The sequence below is a fragment of the Citrobacter sp. Cm046 genome (genome assembly GCF_030333065.1).
Lineage (GTDB): Bacteria > Pseudomonadota > Gammaproteobacteria > Enterobacterales > Enterobacteriaceae > Citrobacter > Citrobacter murliniae.
On record NZ_JAOWGP010000007.1, the window covers coordinates 134,413 to 154,772 of the forward strand.

15 protein-coding genes are annotated in these 20,360 nt (G+C 49.7%); 3 read left to right on the forward strand and 12 right to left on the reverse strand.

Annotation, left to right across the window (positions count from 1 at the left end; genetic code table 11):
• Positions 1-233 precede the first annotated feature (233 nt).
• Together proP and pmrR are read left to right on the forward strand one after the other, a co-directional pair.
• The gene (gene proP, locus OGX98_RS00665) at positions 234-1,736 is read left to right on the forward strand and encodes a glycine betaine/L-proline transporter ProP (protein WP_045438776.1); all 1,503 of its coding nucleotides are present in this window, start codon (positions 234-236) and stop codon (positions 1,734-1,736) included.
• A 104-nt stretch (positions 1,737-1,840) separates the two neighbouring features.
• Positions 1,841-1,930, forward strand: a complete 90-nt coding sequence (gene pmrR, locus OGX98_RS00670; protein WP_003826741.1) for an LpxT activity modulator PmrR — start codon at positions 1,841-1,843, stop codon at positions 1,928-1,930.
• Here pmrR and pmrB read toward each other — a convergent pair.
• From pmrB to melR, 7 genes are all read right to left on the reverse strand, one after another.
• Complete coding sequence (gene pmrB / locus OGX98_RS00675) at positions 1,924-2,997, reverse strand: two-component system sensor histidine kinase PmrB (RefSeq protein ID WP_167493969.1); 1,074 nt, start codon at positions 2,995-2,997, stop codon at positions 1,924-1,926. The two genes, pmrR and pmrB, sit on opposite strands and share 7 nt — an antisense overlap.
• Before the next feature lie 9 nt (positions 2,998-3,006).
• The gene (gene pmrA / locus OGX98_RS00680) at positions 3,007-3,675 is read right to left on the reverse strand and encodes a two-component system response regulator PmrA (RefSeq protein ID WP_286594694.1); all 669 of its coding nucleotides are present in this window, start codon (positions 3,673-3,675) and stop codon (positions 3,007-3,009) included.
• Positions 3,676-3,679: 4 nt separating this feature from the next.
• Positions 3,680-5,317, reverse strand: a complete 1,638-nt coding sequence (gene eptA, locus OGX98_RS00685; RefSeq protein WP_286594695.1) for a phosphoethanolamine transferase EptA — start codon at positions 5,315-5,317, stop codon at positions 3,680-3,682.
• A 147-nt stretch (positions 5,318-5,464) separates the two neighbouring features.
• Positions 5,465-6,802 (reverse strand): arginine/agmatine antiporter, encoded by a 1,338-nt coding sequence (gene adiC / locus OGX98_RS00690; RefSeq protein ID WP_045438795.1) that lies wholly within the window; start codon positions 6,800-6,802, stop codon positions 5,465-5,467.
• A 127-nt stretch (positions 6,803-6,929) separates the two neighbouring features.
• Complete coding sequence (locus tag OGX98_RS00695; protein WP_286594696.1) at positions 6,930-7,691, reverse strand: AraC family transcriptional regulator; 762 nt, start codon at positions 7,689-7,691, stop codon at positions 6,930-6,932.
• A gap of 320 nt (positions 7,692-8,011) precedes the next feature.
• Entirely contained in the window at positions 8,012-10,279 is a 2,268-nt protein-coding gene (gene adiA / locus OGX98_RS00700) for an arginine decarboxylase (protein WP_286594697.1), read from the reverse strand.
• A 200-nt stretch (positions 10,280-10,479) separates the two neighbouring features.
• Positions 10,480-11,412 carry a transcriptional regulator MelR gene (melR, locus tag OGX98_RS00705; protein ID WP_045438806.1) on the reverse strand — a complete coding sequence of 311 codons (933 nt, stop codon included), beginning with the start codon at positions 11,410-11,412 and terminating at the stop codon, positions 10,480-10,482.
• Between the two features lie 268 nt (positions 11,413-11,680).
• Between melR and melA the strand changes: the two genes are divergently transcribed.
• Complete coding sequence (melA, locus tag OGX98_RS00710) at positions 11,681-13,036, forward strand: alpha-galactosidase (RefSeq protein WP_286594698.1); 1,356 nt, start codon at positions 11,681-11,683, stop codon at positions 13,034-13,036.
• 54 nt (positions 13,037-13,090) lie between these two features.
• Here the strand turns inward: melA and OGX98_RS00715 are convergent, their stop codons facing one another.
• The 5 genes from OGX98_RS00715 to OGX98_RS00735 form a co-directional block, all read right to left on the reverse strand.
• On the reverse strand, positions 13,091-13,723 hold the full coding sequence (locus tag OGX98_RS00715) for a DUF2238 domain-containing protein (protein WP_045438810.1): 633 nt from the start codon (positions 13,721-13,723) through the stop codon (positions 13,091-13,093).
• A gap of 160 nt (positions 13,724-13,883) precedes the next feature.
• Positions 13,884-15,530 carry a class I fumarate hydratase FumA gene (gene fumA, locus OGX98_RS00720; protein WP_286594699.1) on the reverse strand — a complete coding sequence of 549 codons (1,647 nt, stop codon included), beginning with the start codon at positions 15,528-15,530 and terminating at the stop codon, positions 13,884-13,886.
• Positions 15,531-15,626: 96 nt separating this feature from the next.
• Positions 15,627-16,967: an anaerobic C4-dicarboxylate transporter DcuB gene (gene dcuB, locus OGX98_RS00725; RefSeq protein WP_045438818.1), complete on the reverse strand. Its 1,341-nt coding sequence runs from the start codon at positions 16,965-16,967 to the stop codon at positions 15,627-15,629.
• A gap of 750 nt (positions 16,968-17,717) precedes the next feature.
• Complete coding sequence (dcuR, locus tag OGX98_RS00730; protein ID WP_045438821.1) at positions 17,718-18,437, reverse strand: two-component system response regulator DcuR; 720 nt, start codon at positions 18,435-18,437, stop codon at positions 17,718-17,720.
• On the reverse strand, positions 18,434-20,065 hold the full coding sequence (locus OGX98_RS00735; RefSeq protein WP_045438823.1) for a sensor histidine kinase: 1,632 nt from the start codon (positions 20,063-20,065) through the stop codon (positions 18,434-18,436). The genes dcuR and OGX98_RS00735 overlap by 4 nt, the downstream gene beginning before the upstream one ends.
• Positions 20,066-20,360 lie beyond the last annotated feature (295 nt).

Below are 20,360 nucleotides of genomic sequence, written 5' to 3' on the forward strand. Positions count from 1 at the left end.
TGTGTGAAGTTGATCACAAATTTAAACACTGTTAGGGTAAAGAGGTCATTAACCGCCCAATCAGGCGTCAACAGGTTCGGTTGTACTGCACACTTCAGGTCAGTGTAAGTAAACCTGCTACGCTTGTTACAGGGATTGCGCCAGTGCATTCCCCGCAAGGCCGATGACCTTAGCGCATGCTGCGTTGAGTGATTCATTCTGTGCGCGACAGGGCTAAGTCTAAGAGGACAGGTATGCTAAAAAGGAAAAAAATAAAACCTATCACGCTTCGCGACGTCACCATTATCGATGACGGTAAACTGCGAAAAGCCATTACCGCTGCGTCGTTAGGTAATGCAATGGAGTGGTTTGATTTTGGTGTTTATGGGTTTGTAGCTTACGCATTAGGTAAAGTGTTTTTCCCGGGGGCTGACCCCAGCGTGCAGATGGTTGCTGCACTTGCCACCTTCTCCGTTCCCTTTCTGATTCGACCGCTTGGCGGATTGTTCTTCGGTATGCTCGGCGATAAATATGGTCGCCAGAAGATACTTGCTATCACGATTGTGATTATGTCGATAAGTACGTTCTGTATCGGACTTATCCCTTCGTATGCCTCCATTGGTATCTGGGCGCCAATACTGCTGCTGCTGTGTAAGATGGCGCAGGGCTTCTCAGTGGGTGGGGAGTACACCGGCGCATCAATTTTCGTCGCGGAATACTCTCCCGACCGTAAGCGTGGGTTTATGGGGAGCTGGCTGGATTTCGGCTCCATCGCGGGATTTGTGCTGGGTGCGGGCGTCGTGGTGTTGATCTCCACCGTCGTCGGTGAGGAGAATTTCCTTGACTGGGGCTGGCGTATTCCGTTCTTCCTCGCGTTGCCGTTAGGGTTGATTGGTCTGTATCTGCGTCACGCTTTGGAAGAGACTCCGGCGTTTCAACAGCACGTTGATAAGCTGGAGCAGGGCGACCGTCAGGGTTTGCAGGAAGGGCCGAAAGTCTCCTTTAAGGAAATTGCGACCAAGCACTGGCGTAGCCTGCTGGCGTGTACTGGTCTGGTGATTGCGACAAACGTCACCTATTACATGCTGCTCACTTATATGCCGAGCTACCTGTCGCATAACCTGCATTATTCTGAAGATCACGGTGTGCTGATTATTATCGCCATCATGATCGGGATGCTGTTTGTACAACCGGTGATGGGGCTGCTCAGCGACCGTTTCGGGCGTCGTCCGTTTATTATTATGGGCAGTATTGCGCTGTTTGTGCTGGCGATCCCGGCATTCATTTTGATTAACAGCAACATTATCGGCCTGATTTTCGCTGGTTTATTGATGCTGGCGGTGATCCTCAACTGCTTTACCGGGGTAATGGCATCATCGTTACCGGCGATGTTCCCGACGCACATTCGTTACAGTGCGTTGGCTGCGGCGTTTAATATTTCGGTATTGATTGCCGGTTTGACCCCAACGCTGGCTGCCTGGCTGGTGGAAAGTTCGCAGAATCTGATGATGCCTGCTTACTATCTGATGGTGATTGCGGTGGTGGGTTTAATTACCGGCGTGACCATGAAAGAGACCGCTAATCAGCCACTGAAAGGAGCGACCCCTGCGGCTTCGGATATACAGGAAGCGAAAGAAATCCTCGGTGAGCACTACGATAACATCGAGCAGAAGATTGAAGATATCGATCAGGAAATTGCTGAATTGCAGGTCAAGCGTTCGCGACTGGTACAGCAGCACCCGCGTATTGATGAGTAATCTTTTCCTGTAAGCCAGGGCTTAGAGCCTAATAGGGCAGGCTCTTAAGGTTGGCTTAATCTCTGTCAGGCAAACTCTCCTCCAGATTATTGGAGGAGAGTGTCATGAAAACCCGTATTTATGAAAGTTTAACCACCGTATGCAGCGTGCTGATCGTGAGCAGCTTTTTGTACGTATGGGTGAGCTCTTACTGATCTTTCTCCAGCACCACCCAGGCTCGGGTGCCGGTAGTTCCGACGCGATTCTGCAAGAAGAACTGGCCATGGTGGAGCTGGGTTATACGGCTAACAATACTCAATCCCAGGCCAATGCCGCCGAAACGACTGTCCATGCGTACAAACGCCTGGCTTAACTCCCCGCATTTACTTTCATCAATTCCTGGCCCTTCATCCTCGACGGCCATCAACGCATCGTGTTCTGTGTTTAGGACAATCGTAATATTAGTGCCTTCCGGGCTGTAACGATGTGCGTTTTCCACCAGGTTTCGCAGCAGCATACGCAGCAGCGTGACGTCACCCCGGACGACGACATCCGTGGCGCTCTCTGGTAGTAATAGCGTCTGTTGCCGCTGGTCCAGCATAGTGCTGAGCTCATCGTAGGAAGGCAATATCACGTCTTCCAGCAGTTTCACATGCTGGTAATTCCCGGCGGAAAACGACTGACCCACACGGGCGAGCTGCAGTAGCTGCGACACGCTGTCCATCATTTGGTCAAGACGGGCAATCAACGGCGAAACGTCAACGTTGTGGGCTTTTGACAGCAGTTCCAGGTGCAGGCGAACGCCGGATAACGGCGTTCGAAGCTCGTGGGCGACATCGGCGGTAAACAGACGTTCGTTTTCGATGGTGGTGGTCAGTCGCGTCACCAGTTGATTGAGGGCCGAGACTACCGCCTGGATCTCAATGGTCGAGCTGCGAATAGCGATAGGAGTCAGGTTATCTGCCGTACGTGCTTCTAACTCTTTTTGTAAATCAGCAAGGGGACGGGTAATACGCCGTACTGCCTGATAGCAAATAATCAGCGTCAGGCTGACCATAAAGATACCGGGGACGATCAGGCTGGCGATGGCCTCGCGGATCTCATGCATGATGTGGCGATCGTTGTTACGGTTTTCGCGTAACGCCTGCTCGAACAGCTGTATTTGTTCAGTGCTTTCGTGCCATAGCCAGAAGGTACTAATCAGCTGAAAGACCAGCAGAATAAGGCCAATCGTCAGCATCAGGCGGTGACGAAGCGGGAGCGGTTGTTTTAAAAAATGTATCAGCTTCACTTAGCTTTCCCCGGTAGCAACCAGCATGTAGCCAAATCCTCTGACCGTGCGGATGCGTGATTTCCCGACTTTGTCGCGCAGATTGTGAATGTGGACTTCAAGCGTATTTGTCGACGGCTCGTTATCCCAACTGTAGATGTCGTTATACAGAATTTCCCGGTGTACCGGGCTGCCCGCTTTGAGCATCAACCGCGACAGTAGCGCGTACTCTTTGGGCGTTAAGATAACCTCTTGTCCGTCCAACCACACCTGGCGACGACCAATATTCAGCGTCAGGTTACCGATAATAAGTTCACTCTCACCCTGGCTGTTATGACGACGTAATAGCGCCCGGATGCGGGCGTGCAGTTCCTCCAGAGCGAAGGGTTTTACCAGATAGTCATCGGCACCGACGTCCAGTCCGTTGATACGATCTTTGAGCGTGTCACGAGCGGTGAGGATCAGTACCGGTAGGGTATATTTCTTCTGCCTGATACGGTTCAGAAAATGCAGACCGTCTTCATCGGGTAAACCGAGATCCAGAACTACCAGACTATAATGTCCGGTCTCCAGGCAATGCTCTGCTGCACGGGCGGTTGACACGCCATCGCAGGCGTAACCTTCCGTTTGCGCGGCGAGTATCAGCCCCTGTAACAACAGCGTATCGTCTTCAACAATCAAAATTTTCATTCGGTTAGCCTCCCCTGCATGGTTGCAGAATATCATCTGCGCCCTGGTAATAGGTTGTCTGTACGCCTGTTAATCCCAGCAGGGTTGAGAAGAGATTATCCTGTGAGAAATCTTCAGCGTTTGCCCGTTTTTGCAAACATGTCTGAGAGATCTGGTAGCGCTGCTGGTAATCCTCTGACAACCAAAGCAGCATCGGTACATGCTTTTGTGTGTCCGGTGCAATCGAATACGGCAGGCCGTGCAAATAGACGCCATTTTCCCCTAAGGATTCACCGTGATCGGAAAGATAGACCAGACTGGTGGTGAAATTATCCTGATGCGCTTTCAGTATATTAATTGCTTTATCAACAATATAGTCGACGTACAGGATGGTGTTGTCGTAGGTATTCACCAGTTGTTGCTGTGAGCAGGTCTGGATTTCGTTCGTGTCGCAGGTTGGGGTAAATTTCTTAAACTGTGGCGGATAGCGATTGTAATAGGTCGGACCGTGACTGCCGATAGTGTGCAGTACAATCACGCCATCACCCTGCAACTGATTAATGTACTCTTCCAGCCCGTGGAACAGGACTTCGTCATAGCATTCACCATCAATACACTGCCCCGACAGGTTCAGCTCGGTCATATTCTGATGCGGTACGCGGTCACATGCACCTTTACAGCCGCCGTCATTATCATTCCACAGCACGTTAACCCCCGCCCGTTGGATGATGTCGAGTACGCCTTCCTGGTGGTGCGCCAGCTCTTCATCATAATGTGCGCGCGGCATGTCGGAGAACATGCAGGGTACGGAAACGGCTGTCGCCGTACCGCAGGAGGTGGTGCGCGGGAAATAGACCACGTTATCTTTTTCCAGCAGAGGATTGGTTTGGCGCGAATAACCCGACAGCGAGAAGTTATCGGCGCGCGAGGTTTCGCCGAGAACCACAATGGTGAGGTTTTTACGTTTTTCTTTTGTCATCAATGGATTGCGATGAGTATCTTCACCGATGCGTACCAGTGGCAGATTAGCCAGCCGTTGGTGGGAATACCAGGACGACGTAGCCACAATGCTGTTAGACGGGCTGAGGGACTTAACCAACTCTTTGTTATTGCGAAACAGCGAAGCGTAATCTTTATAGAAGAAGGCGGCGACCAGCACGATCAGCAGAGCGGATACCAGTATATTGGCCCCTCGATACAACACGCTACGCAATACTGGCGCTGCCGGTTTGATTTTGATCCAGCAAGCGATTACCGCTGCCATGATGCCGCTGAATCCAAGCGTCACGATCATTTGCGGCGTCAGCAGGGCGAAGGTTTCCGCTGGTGTGGTATCCATCATATTGGCGATCATCGAGCGGTCGATGATGATGCCGTAAGTCATAATGAAATACTGGGCAGATGCGCCTGCCAGAATGAAAATGCAGGCCAGCAGGCGGTTAAGCCACAGGAAAGAGGCCAGCGTCAGTACAATGTTCATAACGCTGAAGGCAACTACCGGCATTGATAAAAATACCAGTACGTTGCGCAGGGAATCCAGCGGCAGGTCTTGTAGTACCTGTTTGTAGAACGCAATGTTCAGGAAGGTCGCAAGATAAAATGAGATCAGCAGAAGCCAGCTGATTTGCCCGAAAGTCGGTCTTTTAAACAGGAGCTTTAACATTAAGGGGGTTCCATCAACTAAGTGGGGCAGATCCTCTCAAAGTAAAATTAAGCCAACCTTAAGTTCTTAATGTTTGCATTTACCGGCTGGTTGCGTGATGAGTAAGCCCGATGAGCTGGTGCTATCGGGCTTCAGTGAGCATCGAAATTAATTACGGTTAACCGGAGCATCTAACGGATACGGGTTTTTATGGATCCGGTTGTAATTGAGGGCATACAGCGCGGTGATGATCATCAGCATCACGAACGACCACATTACCTCTTTGGCACCAGAGCCAACCACGGCCCAGATGCAGTAGACAAATGCCACGAAGGTCACCACTAAGTACAGTGGACGCGCTTTACCAAAGTGTCCGTGGCCCAGCAGCAACAGGGCGGCGCAGGTATAAAGATACGGGACCAGCGTGAAGATGACGGATACCGAAGAGACCAGACCAAACTCTTTTGCGGCATTCGGCGACATGCTACTGAACTGGAAGATAGTCATCAGAATACCGACGATAATTAACCCGGCAACCGGGGTACCGGCTTTGTTAACGCGGGCGAAAATCGGCGGGAACAGACCATCATCAGCTGCTGCTTTTGCTGTCTGTCCAGCAAGTAGCGTCCAGCCGCCCAGTGACCCCAGGCACCCTGCAGCCGCACAGAATGAGACGATCGCCCCGGCGGTGTTACCCAGCGCCATTCGTGCTGCATCACCGAACGGAGAGGCAGAGACGCGCAGTGCAGCGTTAGGGATCATACCCATAATCGCCGTTGTGGAGAGTACGTAGCAGACGGCGGCAATTAGCACCCCGCCAATAGTGGCGATAGGAACGTTACGTTTGGGGTTTTTGACTACGCCTGCTGCCACAGAGGCACTTTCCACCCCGATAAATGACCACAGAGTGACGTTTAAAGTGCTTTGGATTGCGCCGAAGGTGTTCATGCCGCTGACGTTCCAGGCTGCCATATAGGTTTCACCACGGAACCAGAACCAGCCGAAGACCGCAATCCCGACAATAGGCACCAGCGCCAGCACGGTCGCCACGGCCTGCACGCGGGTGATCATTTTCGGCCCGACGATATTCAGCAAAACGAAGATCCACAGTACGGCCACGCAGGTTAGCGTTAAGACCAGTGGGTCTTTTAAGACAGGAAAGAAGTAGCTCAGGTAACCAACGCCAATCACCACCATTGCGATGTTACCGATCCAGCAGGCCAGCCAGTACAGCACGTTAGTCTGGTAGCCTAAAAAAGGCCCGAAGCAACGGCGTGCATAAGCGTATGAACCACCGGGACTGGAGTCTAAGGACGACATTTTGGCGTATACCATCGACAGTGCCAGAGCACCGATAATAGTGACCAACCATCCGTAGATTGCAATCCCGCCAGTTGACGCAAGGTTTGCGGGTAGCAGGAATACACCGGAACCCATAATATTCCCCGACACCATAAGGGTGACGGGGATTAAGCCCACTTTGTGAGCATCAGCATCCGTCGACATATTTTTTTACTCCTGATAAGGATAAATGACGACGTATCATACCTCTTCACACGGCTATTTTATGATGTCGGAAAAGGGGTATCGCTAATGCTGATATTATTGTGGCTTATCGCTTAATGGTTAAAAATCAGGCAGCCGAACGTTCCCGATAATGACTTACATAATGCAGTGGCGTCATGCCATAGAACTCTTTGAATACGGAAATAAAATATGACGTGCTGTTATATCCGCACAACTGAGATACCTGTGAAATATTTTTTCCGTCCATCATTAATTGATTAACTGCATATCGCATTCGACAGGTGGTAATTATTTGACTGTAACTTGTATTTTCACTTTTAAGCTTTTTCTTTAACAAACTGGGGCTCAGGCATAAGCAACTGGCGACCATGCTTAAATTCCAGTCTTTATGAATATCGCTCTCAATGATGTGGTAAACGCAGTCGCTGATACGGTTGCGTAGCATATGCATGAGGAGGGAGATAAACTTTTTACTGTCGAGAAAACGTGATAACACAGTGAATAACAACGAGCGTTTACGTTCGGATTCACTTTCATTCTGGCTATCCATCACGCTGTGTTGAGCGGCGACCCGAAAGACATCCGGCGTCAGGCAGACGGCGGTCATTACCGGGTTGGCACTGCGTTGCCAGAGGGGGATCTGTGACAGATCTTTATTTAAGAACCGTAAGTAATCTTTAATGATACTGCGGCTGATATGGACAACCAGCGCATTATTGAGTGAAGAGAAGTCGATAATATTATTTTCACAAGCTAATAACGCCATATGGTTAGCTTTTAAACTGATGGCTTCTTTTCCGTTAATCCTTAACCAAACATCTTTCTCCGTTAATACAACAACACAAGCTTCTTTGCTGCAAGCCCTCATACCCGAACTCCTGGAATATGAACATAAAATACCGTTGCTCACCAAGGGGTGAACAATACCGGTTAAATGGAATTGTATGATGAATCAAGACCTGCGTTAAAATAGCGTGATTTAAAGTAATTACAATATTTTTAGGAATTATCGCGGTGTACATAATTATTTACGCAAGTGGCAATACGCTTTTTTTGTATAAAAAAAGCGCGGGGTGGTCCCGCGCAAAAAGGTATGACAATGTTATTGTTTTGCAGCAATACTCAGGAATTACTCAATTATCATGTGTCAACCTTGAAAGCAGAAAAGCAGACTAAGCAAAAAAAGACTTATGCTTTCACGCACATGACGTGATACACACCGTCAATAATTTCCGTTCCTTCGGTTTCATGTTCAAAGCCAGGGAAGTGATGGTCCCAGGACTGCAACGAACGCAGGTATCCGATCTGCGGGCTGTTGGCGTCGCCAAAATTTTCACCGGACAGCAGCATAGGAATTCCCGGTGGGTAAGGAATTACGGAATTTGCTGCGATACGGCCCTGCAGATTTTCGATGGCCACCATCTCAACGTTGTCGCTTACTATCGCGTTATAAGCTTCACGCGGGGTGATTTCCGCGACAGGCAGGCCGGAGTAGGCCGCATTGAGTTTGCTGCCAGGGTTGTTTTCTTTCAGCCATGCAAACATGGTGTCGCCCAGGTCGTGAATGCCCATGTTTGCGTAAGAGTCGGGATGTTCCGCTACCAGTTCAGGCATAACCTGCGACAGCGGAGTATTGGCATCGTAGTGGTGTTTGAAAGAGCACAGTGTGTTGATTAATGTGCCCCATTTCCCACGGGTGATACCCATTGAGAACAGGAACATAATCTGGAAATCGGTAGTACGTGTTGGCACGATACCGTGACGTCCAAGCCAGGCTGTGACCAGAGCTGCCGGTACGCCGGACTCTTCCAGTTCGCCATCGTCGCCCATACCCGGTGCCAGAATGCTGACTTTAATCGGGTCCAGCATGCTCCAGTTATCCGGCAGGTCTTTAAAACCGTGCCAGGATTCACCCGGCCGCATCACCCAGCAATTTTGGTCAGTGGTCAGGAGTTGGGTTGGCGCGTCAGCAAAGTCATAGGTTTTGCCGGTCTGCGGATCGGTTACGACCTCTTTGTTCCACGGTTTGAAGAACCAGTCTCCCTCGGTAGTGAACTCTTTGTATAACCGCGCCATGGCTTGACGGAAGTCGACTGCTTCGTCGATCACTTCCTGAGTCAGCGACAGGCCGCTGTTGCCGTCCATCATGGAGACTGCCACGTCGTTCGATGCGCAGATGGCATATAACGGCGAGGTGGTGGCGTGCATCATATACGCCTGGTTAAAGCGGGAGAAATTGACGGCACCGCGACCTTCACGAACGTGAATGTAAGAGGCCTGAGAGAGAGCATTCAGCAGTTTATGGGTCGAGTGGGTGGCAAAAACGGTTGGGCCGTTATGGTCGCCAGGCTCGCCACGCATTGCGTAGTGATCGGAATAGATCGGGTTGAAGCGGGCATAGCCGTACCAGGCTTCATCGAAGTGAATGCGATCGCTGGTTTGCGCTAACAGATCCTGCGCCTCTTTCGCGTTGTAGCACACGCCGTCGTAGGTGCAGTTGGTTACGACGCTGTATGACGGTTTTTGTCCTGCTTTACCTTTAGTCAGCGGGCTTTCGCTGATTTTTTTCTGCAGAGTTTCTGGCTGCATTTCCTGCGGGTAGATAGGCCCAATAATGCCGTAGCGGTTGCGGCTTGGCACCATATACACCGGTTTTGCTCCGGTGAGGATTAACCCCTGTTCGATAGATTTATGGCAGTTACGGTCCAGCACCACCACGTCGTTATCGGTCATGCATGCCTGCATGATAGTGCGGTTAGAGCCGGAGGTTCCGACTACCACGGACCAGGAACGGTCTGCGCCGAACACGCGAGCGGCATTTTTTTCGCTTTCACCAAATGCGCCTGTGTGGTCGAGTAAAGACCCGAGATTGGTACGTTCAATCCCCATGTCGGTACGGAACAGATTCTCACCGTAGTAGTCATGGTACAGGCGACCAGCAGGCGTTTTGGTGAAACCGACACCGCCCTGGTGACCGGGCGCTGCCCAGGAATATTCATGGACATTGCTGTATTTCATCAGGGCGTCGAACAGCGGTGGTAATAACTGTTGACGGTAACGGGTCATCGCCGCCATGGCGCGACCCGCGATAAAGTCAGCGCTGTCTTCAAGAATCCAGGCGAATTCATCGACAAGCTCCAGCAGGTCGCGATCCAGTGACGCAGTGGCCTTTTCCCGATCGCCCAACAGGAAAACAGGGACGTTTTGTTGGCGTTCGTGAAGCTTACCGATCAATTGCCTGACATTCAGGTGTTCATCTTGTTGTTCCATTTGATAGCTGAACATCAGGCAATCAATGGCTTCATTCGCGGCGAGGATGGCGTAACCGTCGTCGAATGAGGTGGACTTAATGACGGTAACATTTTGCCGACTTAAAGCATCAGCCAGACGTTCGACAGCGCTACCGACCCAGGTGTCCTGATGCAGAAATTCACTTTCAACAATTAATACTTTCATCGTCTTTTCCCGTAGTGGAGGATGTGTGACGAGGGCAAGTATTTACCTGATAAATAAGTGAGTAAAGCGGTCAATAAACAGACTGTTTGAGGTTTTTATCCTTTATAAACAATTTATTAGATAAAGGATTGAGCCGTTTCTGTCCCCTGTTTATCGACAGGGGAATTATTTTTTTGGCTGATAGTGATATTGCCAGGTGCTCAGGTCGTTGAGGATTGCCGCCGTTGTTGGCTCAGCTTGCGGTATTGCTGTGGCGACATACCAACGAACTTGTTGAAGGTGTCGTAAAAGCGGCTGCTGGAGCGAAATCCAGCGGTCAGTGCGACATCCAGAATTGTTTTATCGGTATCGCTAAGCAGTGCGCGGACGTGGTTGATACGCATTGCGGTAATGTATTGCTTCATGGTGAGTTGCATTACGCGCTGGAAAATCCCCATCGCATAATTGGCATTGAGTTTTACGTGTTCCGCAACATCGTTGATGGTGAGTGCTTGATCGTAGTTGTCAGCGATAAAGCTCAGCATCTGGCTTACGTAAAACTGGGCGTGCCGGGATACGCTGTTTTTGTGTGTGCGCGAGGTTTTATTGACCAGGATTGGCTGCCAGCCAGAAAGGTTAAACCGCTTAAGCATCAGGCCAATTTCATCGATGGCAAGCTGGCGGATTTGTTCGTTCGGGCTGCTTAGTTCCTGCTGCCAGCGCTGAACTTCAAAAGTGCTCAACTGCTGTGTGGCCAGTGATTTTATCACCATGCCGTGGGTGACGTGATTGATCAGCTCGCGGTCCAGTGGCCAGGAGAGAAACAGGTGCATAGGTAAATTGAATATCGCCATGTTCTGGCAGGTGCCGATACGCGTCAACTGATGCGGTGTACAGGCCCAGAATAGCGTGATATGGCCCTGTTTTATCTGCACCACTTCGTTATTGATCAGATACTCAACATCACCATCGAACGGGACGTTGACCTCCACCTGGCCATGCCAGTGGCTGGTGGTCATGGCTTGCGGCGGGCGCAGTTCGATATCCATACGTTGATATTCAGAGTACAGCGTTAGCGGGCTACGAGTCTGCGGTTCATCACTATTGCACATGTGCGGATCAAGGGGGAGGTGTGGCGTTGGCAGCGTATTCATGGTTGCTCCATTTCCTGAATTATCAGAATCATGCCATTTGCCGATGGATAAGACTGAGAATTGAGGCGCAAATCGCTCCACTGCGAGTGTAGATAGTCAGATTTTTGGGTCACATACTCTGCTTTTTGGTCAATTTTATCCCATAAACTCAGATTGTTCGTTGACGGAAGGGGGATCTGAGTTTTTGGGAGTGCTCATTACAGAAGCCGGAAGTTTTCATGGAAACCCCGTGCCACCATGACGATATTCAACAACGTTCTGGAGAGTGATGATGTCTGCACCTAAAATTACCTTTATCGGCGCCGGTTCCACGATCTTTGTAAAAAATATTCTCGGGGATGTCTTTCATCGTGAGGCGCTGAAATCGGCGCATATTGCCTTAATGGATATCGATGCGACCCGCCTTGAAGAGTCGCATATTGTGGTGCGTAAGCTGATGGATTCAGCTGGCGCTTCCGGTCACATCACTTGCCATACTGAACAAAAACCGGCATTGCAGGATGCCGATTTTGTGGTTGTCGCGTTCCAGATTGGTGGTTATGAGCCGTGTACCGTCACCGATTTTGCGGTTTGTAAGCGTCACGGGCTCGAGCAAACTATTGCTGACACGTTAGGGCCCGGCGGCATTATGCGTGCGCTGCGCACCATTCCACATTTATGGCAGATTTGTGAAGACATGACCGAAGTCTGCCCGCATGCCACTCTGCTTAATTACGTCAACCCCATGGCGATGAACACCTGGGCAATGTATGCCCGTTATCCGCATATTAAGCAGGTGGGGTTGTGCCATTCAGTACAGGGAACGGCGGAGGAGCTGGCCCGCGATGTGAATATCGACCCAGCCTCTTTGCGCTATCGCAGCGCCGGGATCAACCATATGGCGTTTTATCTGGAGCTGGAACGCAAAACTGCTGATGGCAGCTATGTGGATCTGTACCCGGAACTGCTGGCAGCCTATGAAACAGGGCAGGCTCCGAAACCGAATATTCACGGTAATACGCGTTGTCAGAACATTGTGCGTTATGAAATGTTTAAAAAATTAGGGTATTTCGTCACCGAGTCGTCTGAACACTTTGCCGAATATACACCGTGGTTTATCAAACCGGGACGCGAGGATCTGATTGAGCGCTACAGGGTTCCGTTGGATGAATACCCGAAACGCTGCGTGGAACAACTGGCTAACTGGCATCAAGAGCTGGAAGAGTACAAAACGGCTGCGCGTATTGATATTAAACCGTCGCGAGAATATGCCAGCACTATCATGAACGCTCTCTGGACGGGTGAACCGAGCGTAATTTATGGCAACGTTCGTAATGACAACCTGATCGATAATCTGCCTTCAGGTTGCTGTGTTGAAGTGGCTTGTCTGGTCGATGCCAACGGCATTCAGCCGACAAAAGTTGGTACCCTCCCGTCGCATTTGGCGGCAATGATGCAAACCAATATCAATGTGCAGACACTGCTGACGGAAGCCATCCTGACGGAAAATCGCGATCGTGTTTATCACGCGGCAATGATGGATCCGCACACCGCTGCGGTATTGGGGATTGAGGAAATTTATGCGCTGGTGGATGACCTGATCGCGGCACACGGTGACTGGTTACCGGGCTGGTTACATCGATAAGGTCATTTACATCAGTCATGCACAGGCCGGATTAGCGTGAGCAACATCCGGCAATCAGTTGGTGGCAATTAATGCATAACGCCGCAGCTGTCGACAATGAATACGCGCCAGAAAAATTACTGTAGTCAATGCTCCGAGCAGGGCGCAGAACATATCCGACTGGGTGTCCCACGGATCTCCCTGTGTGCCAAGGAAGTCATCAGCACCCTGACCCATCGCCAGCGCTGCCCACCATTCAATCAGTTCATAGGTAGCGCTAATCGCCAGGGCCACGCAGCAGACTAAAAATGCCAGCATCTTACGCCCATGGACAATATTGCCGCGCACTAAAATTTCTCTCGCCGTCAGTGCAGGGACCAGTCCCTGGAAGAAGTGCCCCAGTTTGTCGTAAGGGTTGCGGCTCAGATTCAGCCACTCCTGAACTTCAAAACCGATGGGAACTTTGGCGTAGGTATACATGCCGCCCACCATCAGAATGATGGCGTGAAAGAAAATCAGCGTGTAGAGCAGTGGTGTTAATGGATAGCGCTTTACCGTGGCAAGTAACAGCGGCACGACAATAATGACCGGCGTAACTTCCATCAACCAGGTGATTTTTTCTGTGGCACTAAAACCGGTGTAGATAAGGATAAGCGCCAGCAGCAATGCGCCAGCGTTGAGCAGCGATGTGTTGAGTGTGCGGTTCATGGCGATTTTTCAACGAGTGGAAAAGCCTACTATTTACCGGGAACGATAAAATTTCAATGCCAGTAATTAAGGGGGAAAGTTGGCCCGGGGGGATCACCGGACTGACCCCAATGGTTGAGTATCCAACTATTGGGAGCAGTCCCGTGCCGGGCCGAATGGCTTATTTCGCGCAGTTAGCGCATTGTTTGCTCACGATTTGCTGGAAGAAATCGTTACCTTTGTCATCAACCAGGATGAAGGCCGGGAAATCTTCGACTTCGATTTTCCAGATGGCTTCCATCCCCAGCTCAGGGTACTCCACGCATTCCAGATGCTTGATGCTCTGCTGCGCCAACACCGCTGCCGGACCGCCGATGCTACCTAAGTAAAAACCACCGTGTTTGTGGCAGGCGTCTGTCACTTGCTGACTACGGTTACCTTTCGCCAGCATGATCATGCTACCGCCGTGGGACTGCAGCAGATCGACATAAGAGTCCATACGACCCGCAGTAGTTGGGCCTAAGGAGCCTGATGGATAACCCGCTGGCGTTTTTGCCGGCCCTGCGTAGTAGATTGGGTGATCTTTCACGTACTGTGGCAGACCTTCGCCGGAATCAATACGTTCTTTCAGCTTAGCGTGGGCGATGTCACGACCCACAATGATGGTGCCGCTCAGAGACAGGCGGGTAGAAACCGGGTATTGAGAAAGCTGGGCGAGGATCTCTTTCATCGGACGGTTAAGGTTGACCTTAACCACTTCGCCTTCGCCCGCCTGACGCAGTGATTCTGGAATGTACTGGGCTGGGTTATGTTCCAGCTTTTCAATCCAGATGCCTTCGCGGTTAATCTTAGCCTTGATGTTACGGTCAGCGGAGCAGGAGACCCCCATACCTACAGGGCAGGATGCCCCGTGGCGAGGCAGGCGGATTACGCGGATATCATGAGCGAAATATTTTCCGCCAAACTGTGCACCGAGGCCAAGTTTCTGGGCTTCTTCCAGCAGTTCCTGTTCCAGTTGAATATCGCGGAATGCCTGACCATGGGCATTACCTTCAGTCGGCAGCGCGTCGTAATAGTGCGTGCTGGCCAGTTTTACTGTTTTGAGCGTGCTTTCCGCTGAAGTACCGCCAATTACAAATGCGATGTGGTACGGTGGGCAAGCGGCAGTTCCGAGTGTGCGCATCTTCTCTACCAGGAAATTCTTCAGCTTCCCGGGAGTCAGCAGCGCTTTGGTTTCCTGATACAGATAGGTTTTGTTGGCAGAGCCGCCGCCTTTGGCGACACAGAGGAATTTGTATTCGTCACCGTCCACGCTGTACAAATCGATTTGTGCAGGCAGGTTGGTGCCGGTATTCACCTCTTTGTACATATCCAGCGCCGCGTTTTGTGAATAGCGCAGGTTATCTTCAATATAGGTATTAAATACGCCTTTGGAGAGCGCAGCTTCGTCACCGCCGCCAGTCCAGACGCGTTGGCCTTTTTTGCCCATGATAATTGCCGTGCCGGTATCCTGGCAGGTTGGCAATATGCCTTTGGCGGCAATTTCGGAGTTTCTCAGGAATTGCAGCGCAACGTACTTATCATTTTCGCTGGCTTCTGGGTCATGGAGAATGGAGGCGACTTGCTGTTGGTGTTCGGGGCGGAGCATGAAGGAGGCATCGTGGAAGGCTTGCTGAGCCAGTAGCGTAAGTGCTTCAGGTGCTACTTTCAGGATTGATTCGCCTTCAAACTCGCCGACGCTGACGTGATCGGATGTCAGCAGGTAGTACTCAGTTTTGTCTTCCCCCAGCGGGAAAGGCGCCTGGTAAGTGAATTCAACTTTTGACATTTGCTTCCAGCCTTTTCATTTTTATCAGGAATTTAAAAATTCTCTGTATCTTAAAGGTGGCGTGCCGTACAAAACTGGACGGCACGCGAAGTGTGATTACAGGAAACCGTACATTGCGGCGAATACCCAGCCAAAGACACAGGATACACTTACGCCGATCAAACCAGGCAGAATGAAGCTGTGGTTGATAACGAAGCGGCCAATGTGGGTGGTGCCGGAACGGTCAAACTGAATGGCCGCCAGATCGCTCGGGTAGGTCGGCAGAATGTAGTAACCGTAGCATGCCGGAGCAGAGGCAACGATGTACGCTGGATCTACCCCGATTGCCAGCGCAACCGGAACAATAGCCGCCAGCGCTGCAGCCTGGGAGTTTACAAACTTAGAGACCAATAACAGAACAACCGCATAGGCCCATGGATACTCTTTCACCATGTCGCCCAGTACGCCCTGAATTTCAGACATATGCGCGCCGAACATGGTTTCCGCCATCCAGGCAATACCGTACACCGCTACAATCGCGATCATACCTGAACGGAAGACTTCATTTTTTGAGATAGATGCGGGATTGGTTTTCGTCAGAATGATAATCAGTGCGCCAGTCAGCAGCATGAACATCTGAATAACCAGAACCATCGACAGCGGTTTGCCGCCAAAAGAAGGACGCAGTTCAGATACTGCGCCGAGCACGGCAACAACGGCGATAGCGGCCAGGAAGATCCACATTGCCAGCCAGTTGCTCTTCGGCAGCTTTTTGTCTAACAGAGTAGCGGTGTCGCCATACACATAATGGTGGTTTTCCGGTACAGAGATAAACTTCTGGAACTCTTCATCTTTATCCAGATCTTTACCACGGAACCAGCTGAAGATACCGATAGCCAGGATACCCAACAGGGTAGACGGAATAGTGATGCCGAGCAGGTCGAGGAACTCAAGATGCTTGCCTTCAAACGTCACGTTGCCCAGCATTGCGACCAGTGACACAACGGCTACGGAAACCGGGCTGGCGATAATCCCCATTTGTGCGCCAATAGAACTCGCCGCCATCGGACGTTCCGGGCGAATATTGTTCTTAATGGCTACGTCATAAATGATTGGCAGAATGGTGTATACCACATGGCCTGTACCACAAAGAATGGTCAGGGTGCAGGTAACAAACGGTGCCAGGATGGAAACGTATTTTGGGTTACGGCGCAGCAGCTTTTCAGCAATTTGCAGCATAACGTCAAGACCGCCGGAGGCTTGCAAGGTTGCAGACGCGGCCACTACGGCAATAATAACCAGCATAACGTCTACAGGTGGCTTACCTGGCTGGAGATGGAAAACAAAAACCAGGATGACCAGACCGATACCGCCTAACAAACCCAACGCGATACCGCCCTTTCTGGCGCCATAAAACAAACATATTAATATTATGAGAAGTTGTATACTAAATAACATTTTATTTACCCTCGCGAAAAAACCAGTCAATTTTTAAAAAATGGATCTGCACCACATTCTTTTGTGCTGGAATAAGCATCAGAAAATGGTCAATATTCGGTATGTCCGTATTTGCGATTAATGTTCAAATGTCTGGTTAAAATGTTTCTTTATGATTATTAGAAATATTAAACTTTCTTTCTGTGGCTTTGTTCAGAGGAGAGAATCCTCAGGCGATGGGAAGCAGGGCTTGTTATGAAGAGCAGTGGCTGACGCTGTACAGTCTGTATTTTGTCCTGGTTATCCAGGCGCTTATCATCAGCTTTATGTTTTCCGCTATTACGTGAACCACCGGCACAATGGGTGAGAGGATTATTTGTGTGATCACGCTCACGCCAGTTCATGATGTAATGAGGTTGGCTCGCGGATACTTTTATTTGCTCACAAAAATGTACGGTGTCCATAGTACGTAGCATGTTCTCCATTGCTACCAGCTAGATTTTTATGTCTGGTTAATTTCAGACTAATCCTTTATGGGTAAAAATACACACTCTGTGAGTTAGATAATACTTAATTAACTTTTGTTAGCGATTTTGAAATTAAAAACAGTGTGACGTTTGTCAGTATTAAAATAATGCATTAACATATCATATACAAATATATTTGATCTAACGCAAATCACTATTTTACTGCGTCAGCAAACAAAAAAGGGATTTTTCATTATCTTAATAATTGTTACTTTTATATAACGAATAATCCCAGATATGTGTTTTATTGGCAATATTGTTTAAGCAATGAGTAATGCTCGGCTTGAACACGATAACGATAAACTGGTCTGCCAGTAACGCCATAATGGATGCTGGTAAATAAAATGTGACAATTGACTAACCAGATGAGGTATTTACGACAAGAGACGCGGGAGATATTGACCTCGTTTGCCAGTTCGTCCGTAGAAAACTCTTGATCCTGGTGCTCATCAATCCACTGGCATAGCGTACGTAACGTCTGGGGGGTTAACCCTTTGGGCAAGCGCCGCGTTTCCTGTTCGCTGGAAGAGTTGCCATGGATCAGTTGGTCAAGCTCTGACTGTTCATAGTACTGGTGTTTTTCCATCTCCGTCTTCTTGTGCAGCCAACTGGTAAGGGCTTCTTCAAAACGGGATGCCTGAAACGGTTTGATCAGATAGTCAACCACACCGTAGTGGAGTGAGTCTTTGATGGTTGTGGCGTCGGCGGCGGAGGAGATGACAATGACATCACACTTGCAGCCTTCACTGTGCAGAACGGGCAACAGGTCCAAACCGTTTTCTTTCTGCATATAAATATCAAGTAAAATCAGATCAATGTGGTGCTCGCCTTGAAAAATTATCTCTTTGGCTTTCTCCAGCGTAGAGGCGGTCCCACAGCAATGAAAACCGGAGAGTTGCGCCACATATCGACGGTTTAATTCCGCTACCATTGCATCGTCATCGACAATTAAGACATTGATCATCTGCTGGCCCTCTCACCATTCCACGGTAACTGTACAAAAAATTGGGTGAAGATCCCTGGTTCAGACTCGACGGAAATATTGCCGCCAACGCTTTCAATCTGCTGTTTAACAAGCGCTAAACCTACTCCCCGTTCGGTTCCTTTTGACGAAACGCCCTTCTCAAAGATGTGATCAATATGCTCGGGGGCGATCCCCGGGCCATCGTCATTCACTTCACAATGCAACCAGCCGTGTCGATAGTGTAAGGATACGCTGATCTCCCCACCCGGTTCTTGACCTAGCGCCTCCAGAGCGTTTTCAATCAAATTCCCCAGAACGGTAATCAGTACAGCCACCTGATCTTCATTACTGTTTTCCGGCAATTGGCTTTCATTACTAATAACCAGGGAATGGCCTAAATCTGATGTGCGATTAATCTTACTGAGTAAAAAACCCGCGATCACCGGGGATTTTATTTTGCCTAACAGTGAGCCGATCTCTTCCTGATAATTGTTCGCAGTCTTAATGATATAATTCTCCAACTGCTTATAACTTTTCAGGTGCAATAAGCCCAGAATCACGTGCAACTTATTCATGAATTCGTGGGATCGTTCACGAAGTGCATCGGCATAGTTGACCATACCATCCAGACGTTGCATGAGCTTACGGACTTCCGTCTTATCTCTGAACGTTGAAATGGCCCCGATGATCTTACCGTTACTGAGTACCGGCACGGTGTTGATTAAGAGTAGCCGATCTTTTACCGTGATCTCCTCATCACGGCGTGGCGTCCCATCACGTAATACTTCTGAAAGATCGACCACTTGCGACCACGCATGGCTGAGCGTTGAGAGTTGCTCATCGTCTTGTGATTTACGGTAATCAAGAAGCTCCTGCGCTGCCTGGTTTATCAGTGTCACTTCACCACTTTCGTCAACGGCAATAACGCCTTCCTTTATAGAGTGCAACATTGCCTGGCGTTGTTCGAACAGGTTGGATATTTCATAAGGCTCCAGGCCAAACAGAATGCGCTTAAGGACCTTAACCAACACCCATGTGCCCAACAACCCAACCAGAACACCAAATAAGATGGACCAAATGATGCTACCGCGACTGTCATTGATCTGTTCGGTAACCCTGCTTAGCTCCAGGCCGATCGACACGACGCCAATCTGCCGGTGATTTTCATCATAGATAGGAGTAAAGACGCGTAGTGCTTTAGCCAGAAAGCCGCGATTAATGGCGACGTTCTCTTTCCCTTGTAGCGCCAGTAAAATGTCGTCACCTTTAAACGGTTGACCGATTCGCTGCGCTTCAGGGTGCGAATAACGGATGCTTTGCATATTAGTGACAACGATGAACAAGAAATCGTTGCTCTTATTTACCGCCAGGGCAATTTCCTGAATACCACTCTCTTTGGGCTTTTTTGCCAGACCGCGGCGGATCTCTGGAGAGTCTGCCAGTGTTCGCGCGACAGCCAGCGCTTTGCTTGCTAACGCATCACGCGTCATATTGCTGATTTGTGAGAAGTAAATCAGATGAACGACAAGCAGCACGGAAAAGAGTACGGCACTGACCATGAGAATCACGGTTGTACCGAGTTTCATTGGGCGTTTACGTATAGCGTAGCGTTGCAGAGTGTGTCTCATCGTGGTCCAGGAATCACTGTTTGTATGGGTATTATCGCTTTATGAAGTACGTAATTCAAAGATGGAACCGGGATTATGAGGGCTGAAGCCAGCACTGCTTATATAGAGTAGTAGAAACGGAGATGCATAAATCTGAACGATATGGCTGACGTTGAGGGTTATTTACGTCAGATTTGGTCTTTCTACCTGGGGAGAGAACAGGAAATACCAGCATCTTTGTGGATAACTCTGTGTGTAAACAGGTATAAGGCAGGGTTTTGCTGTGGAATGCAGCAGTCAGTCATTTTTCTGACAT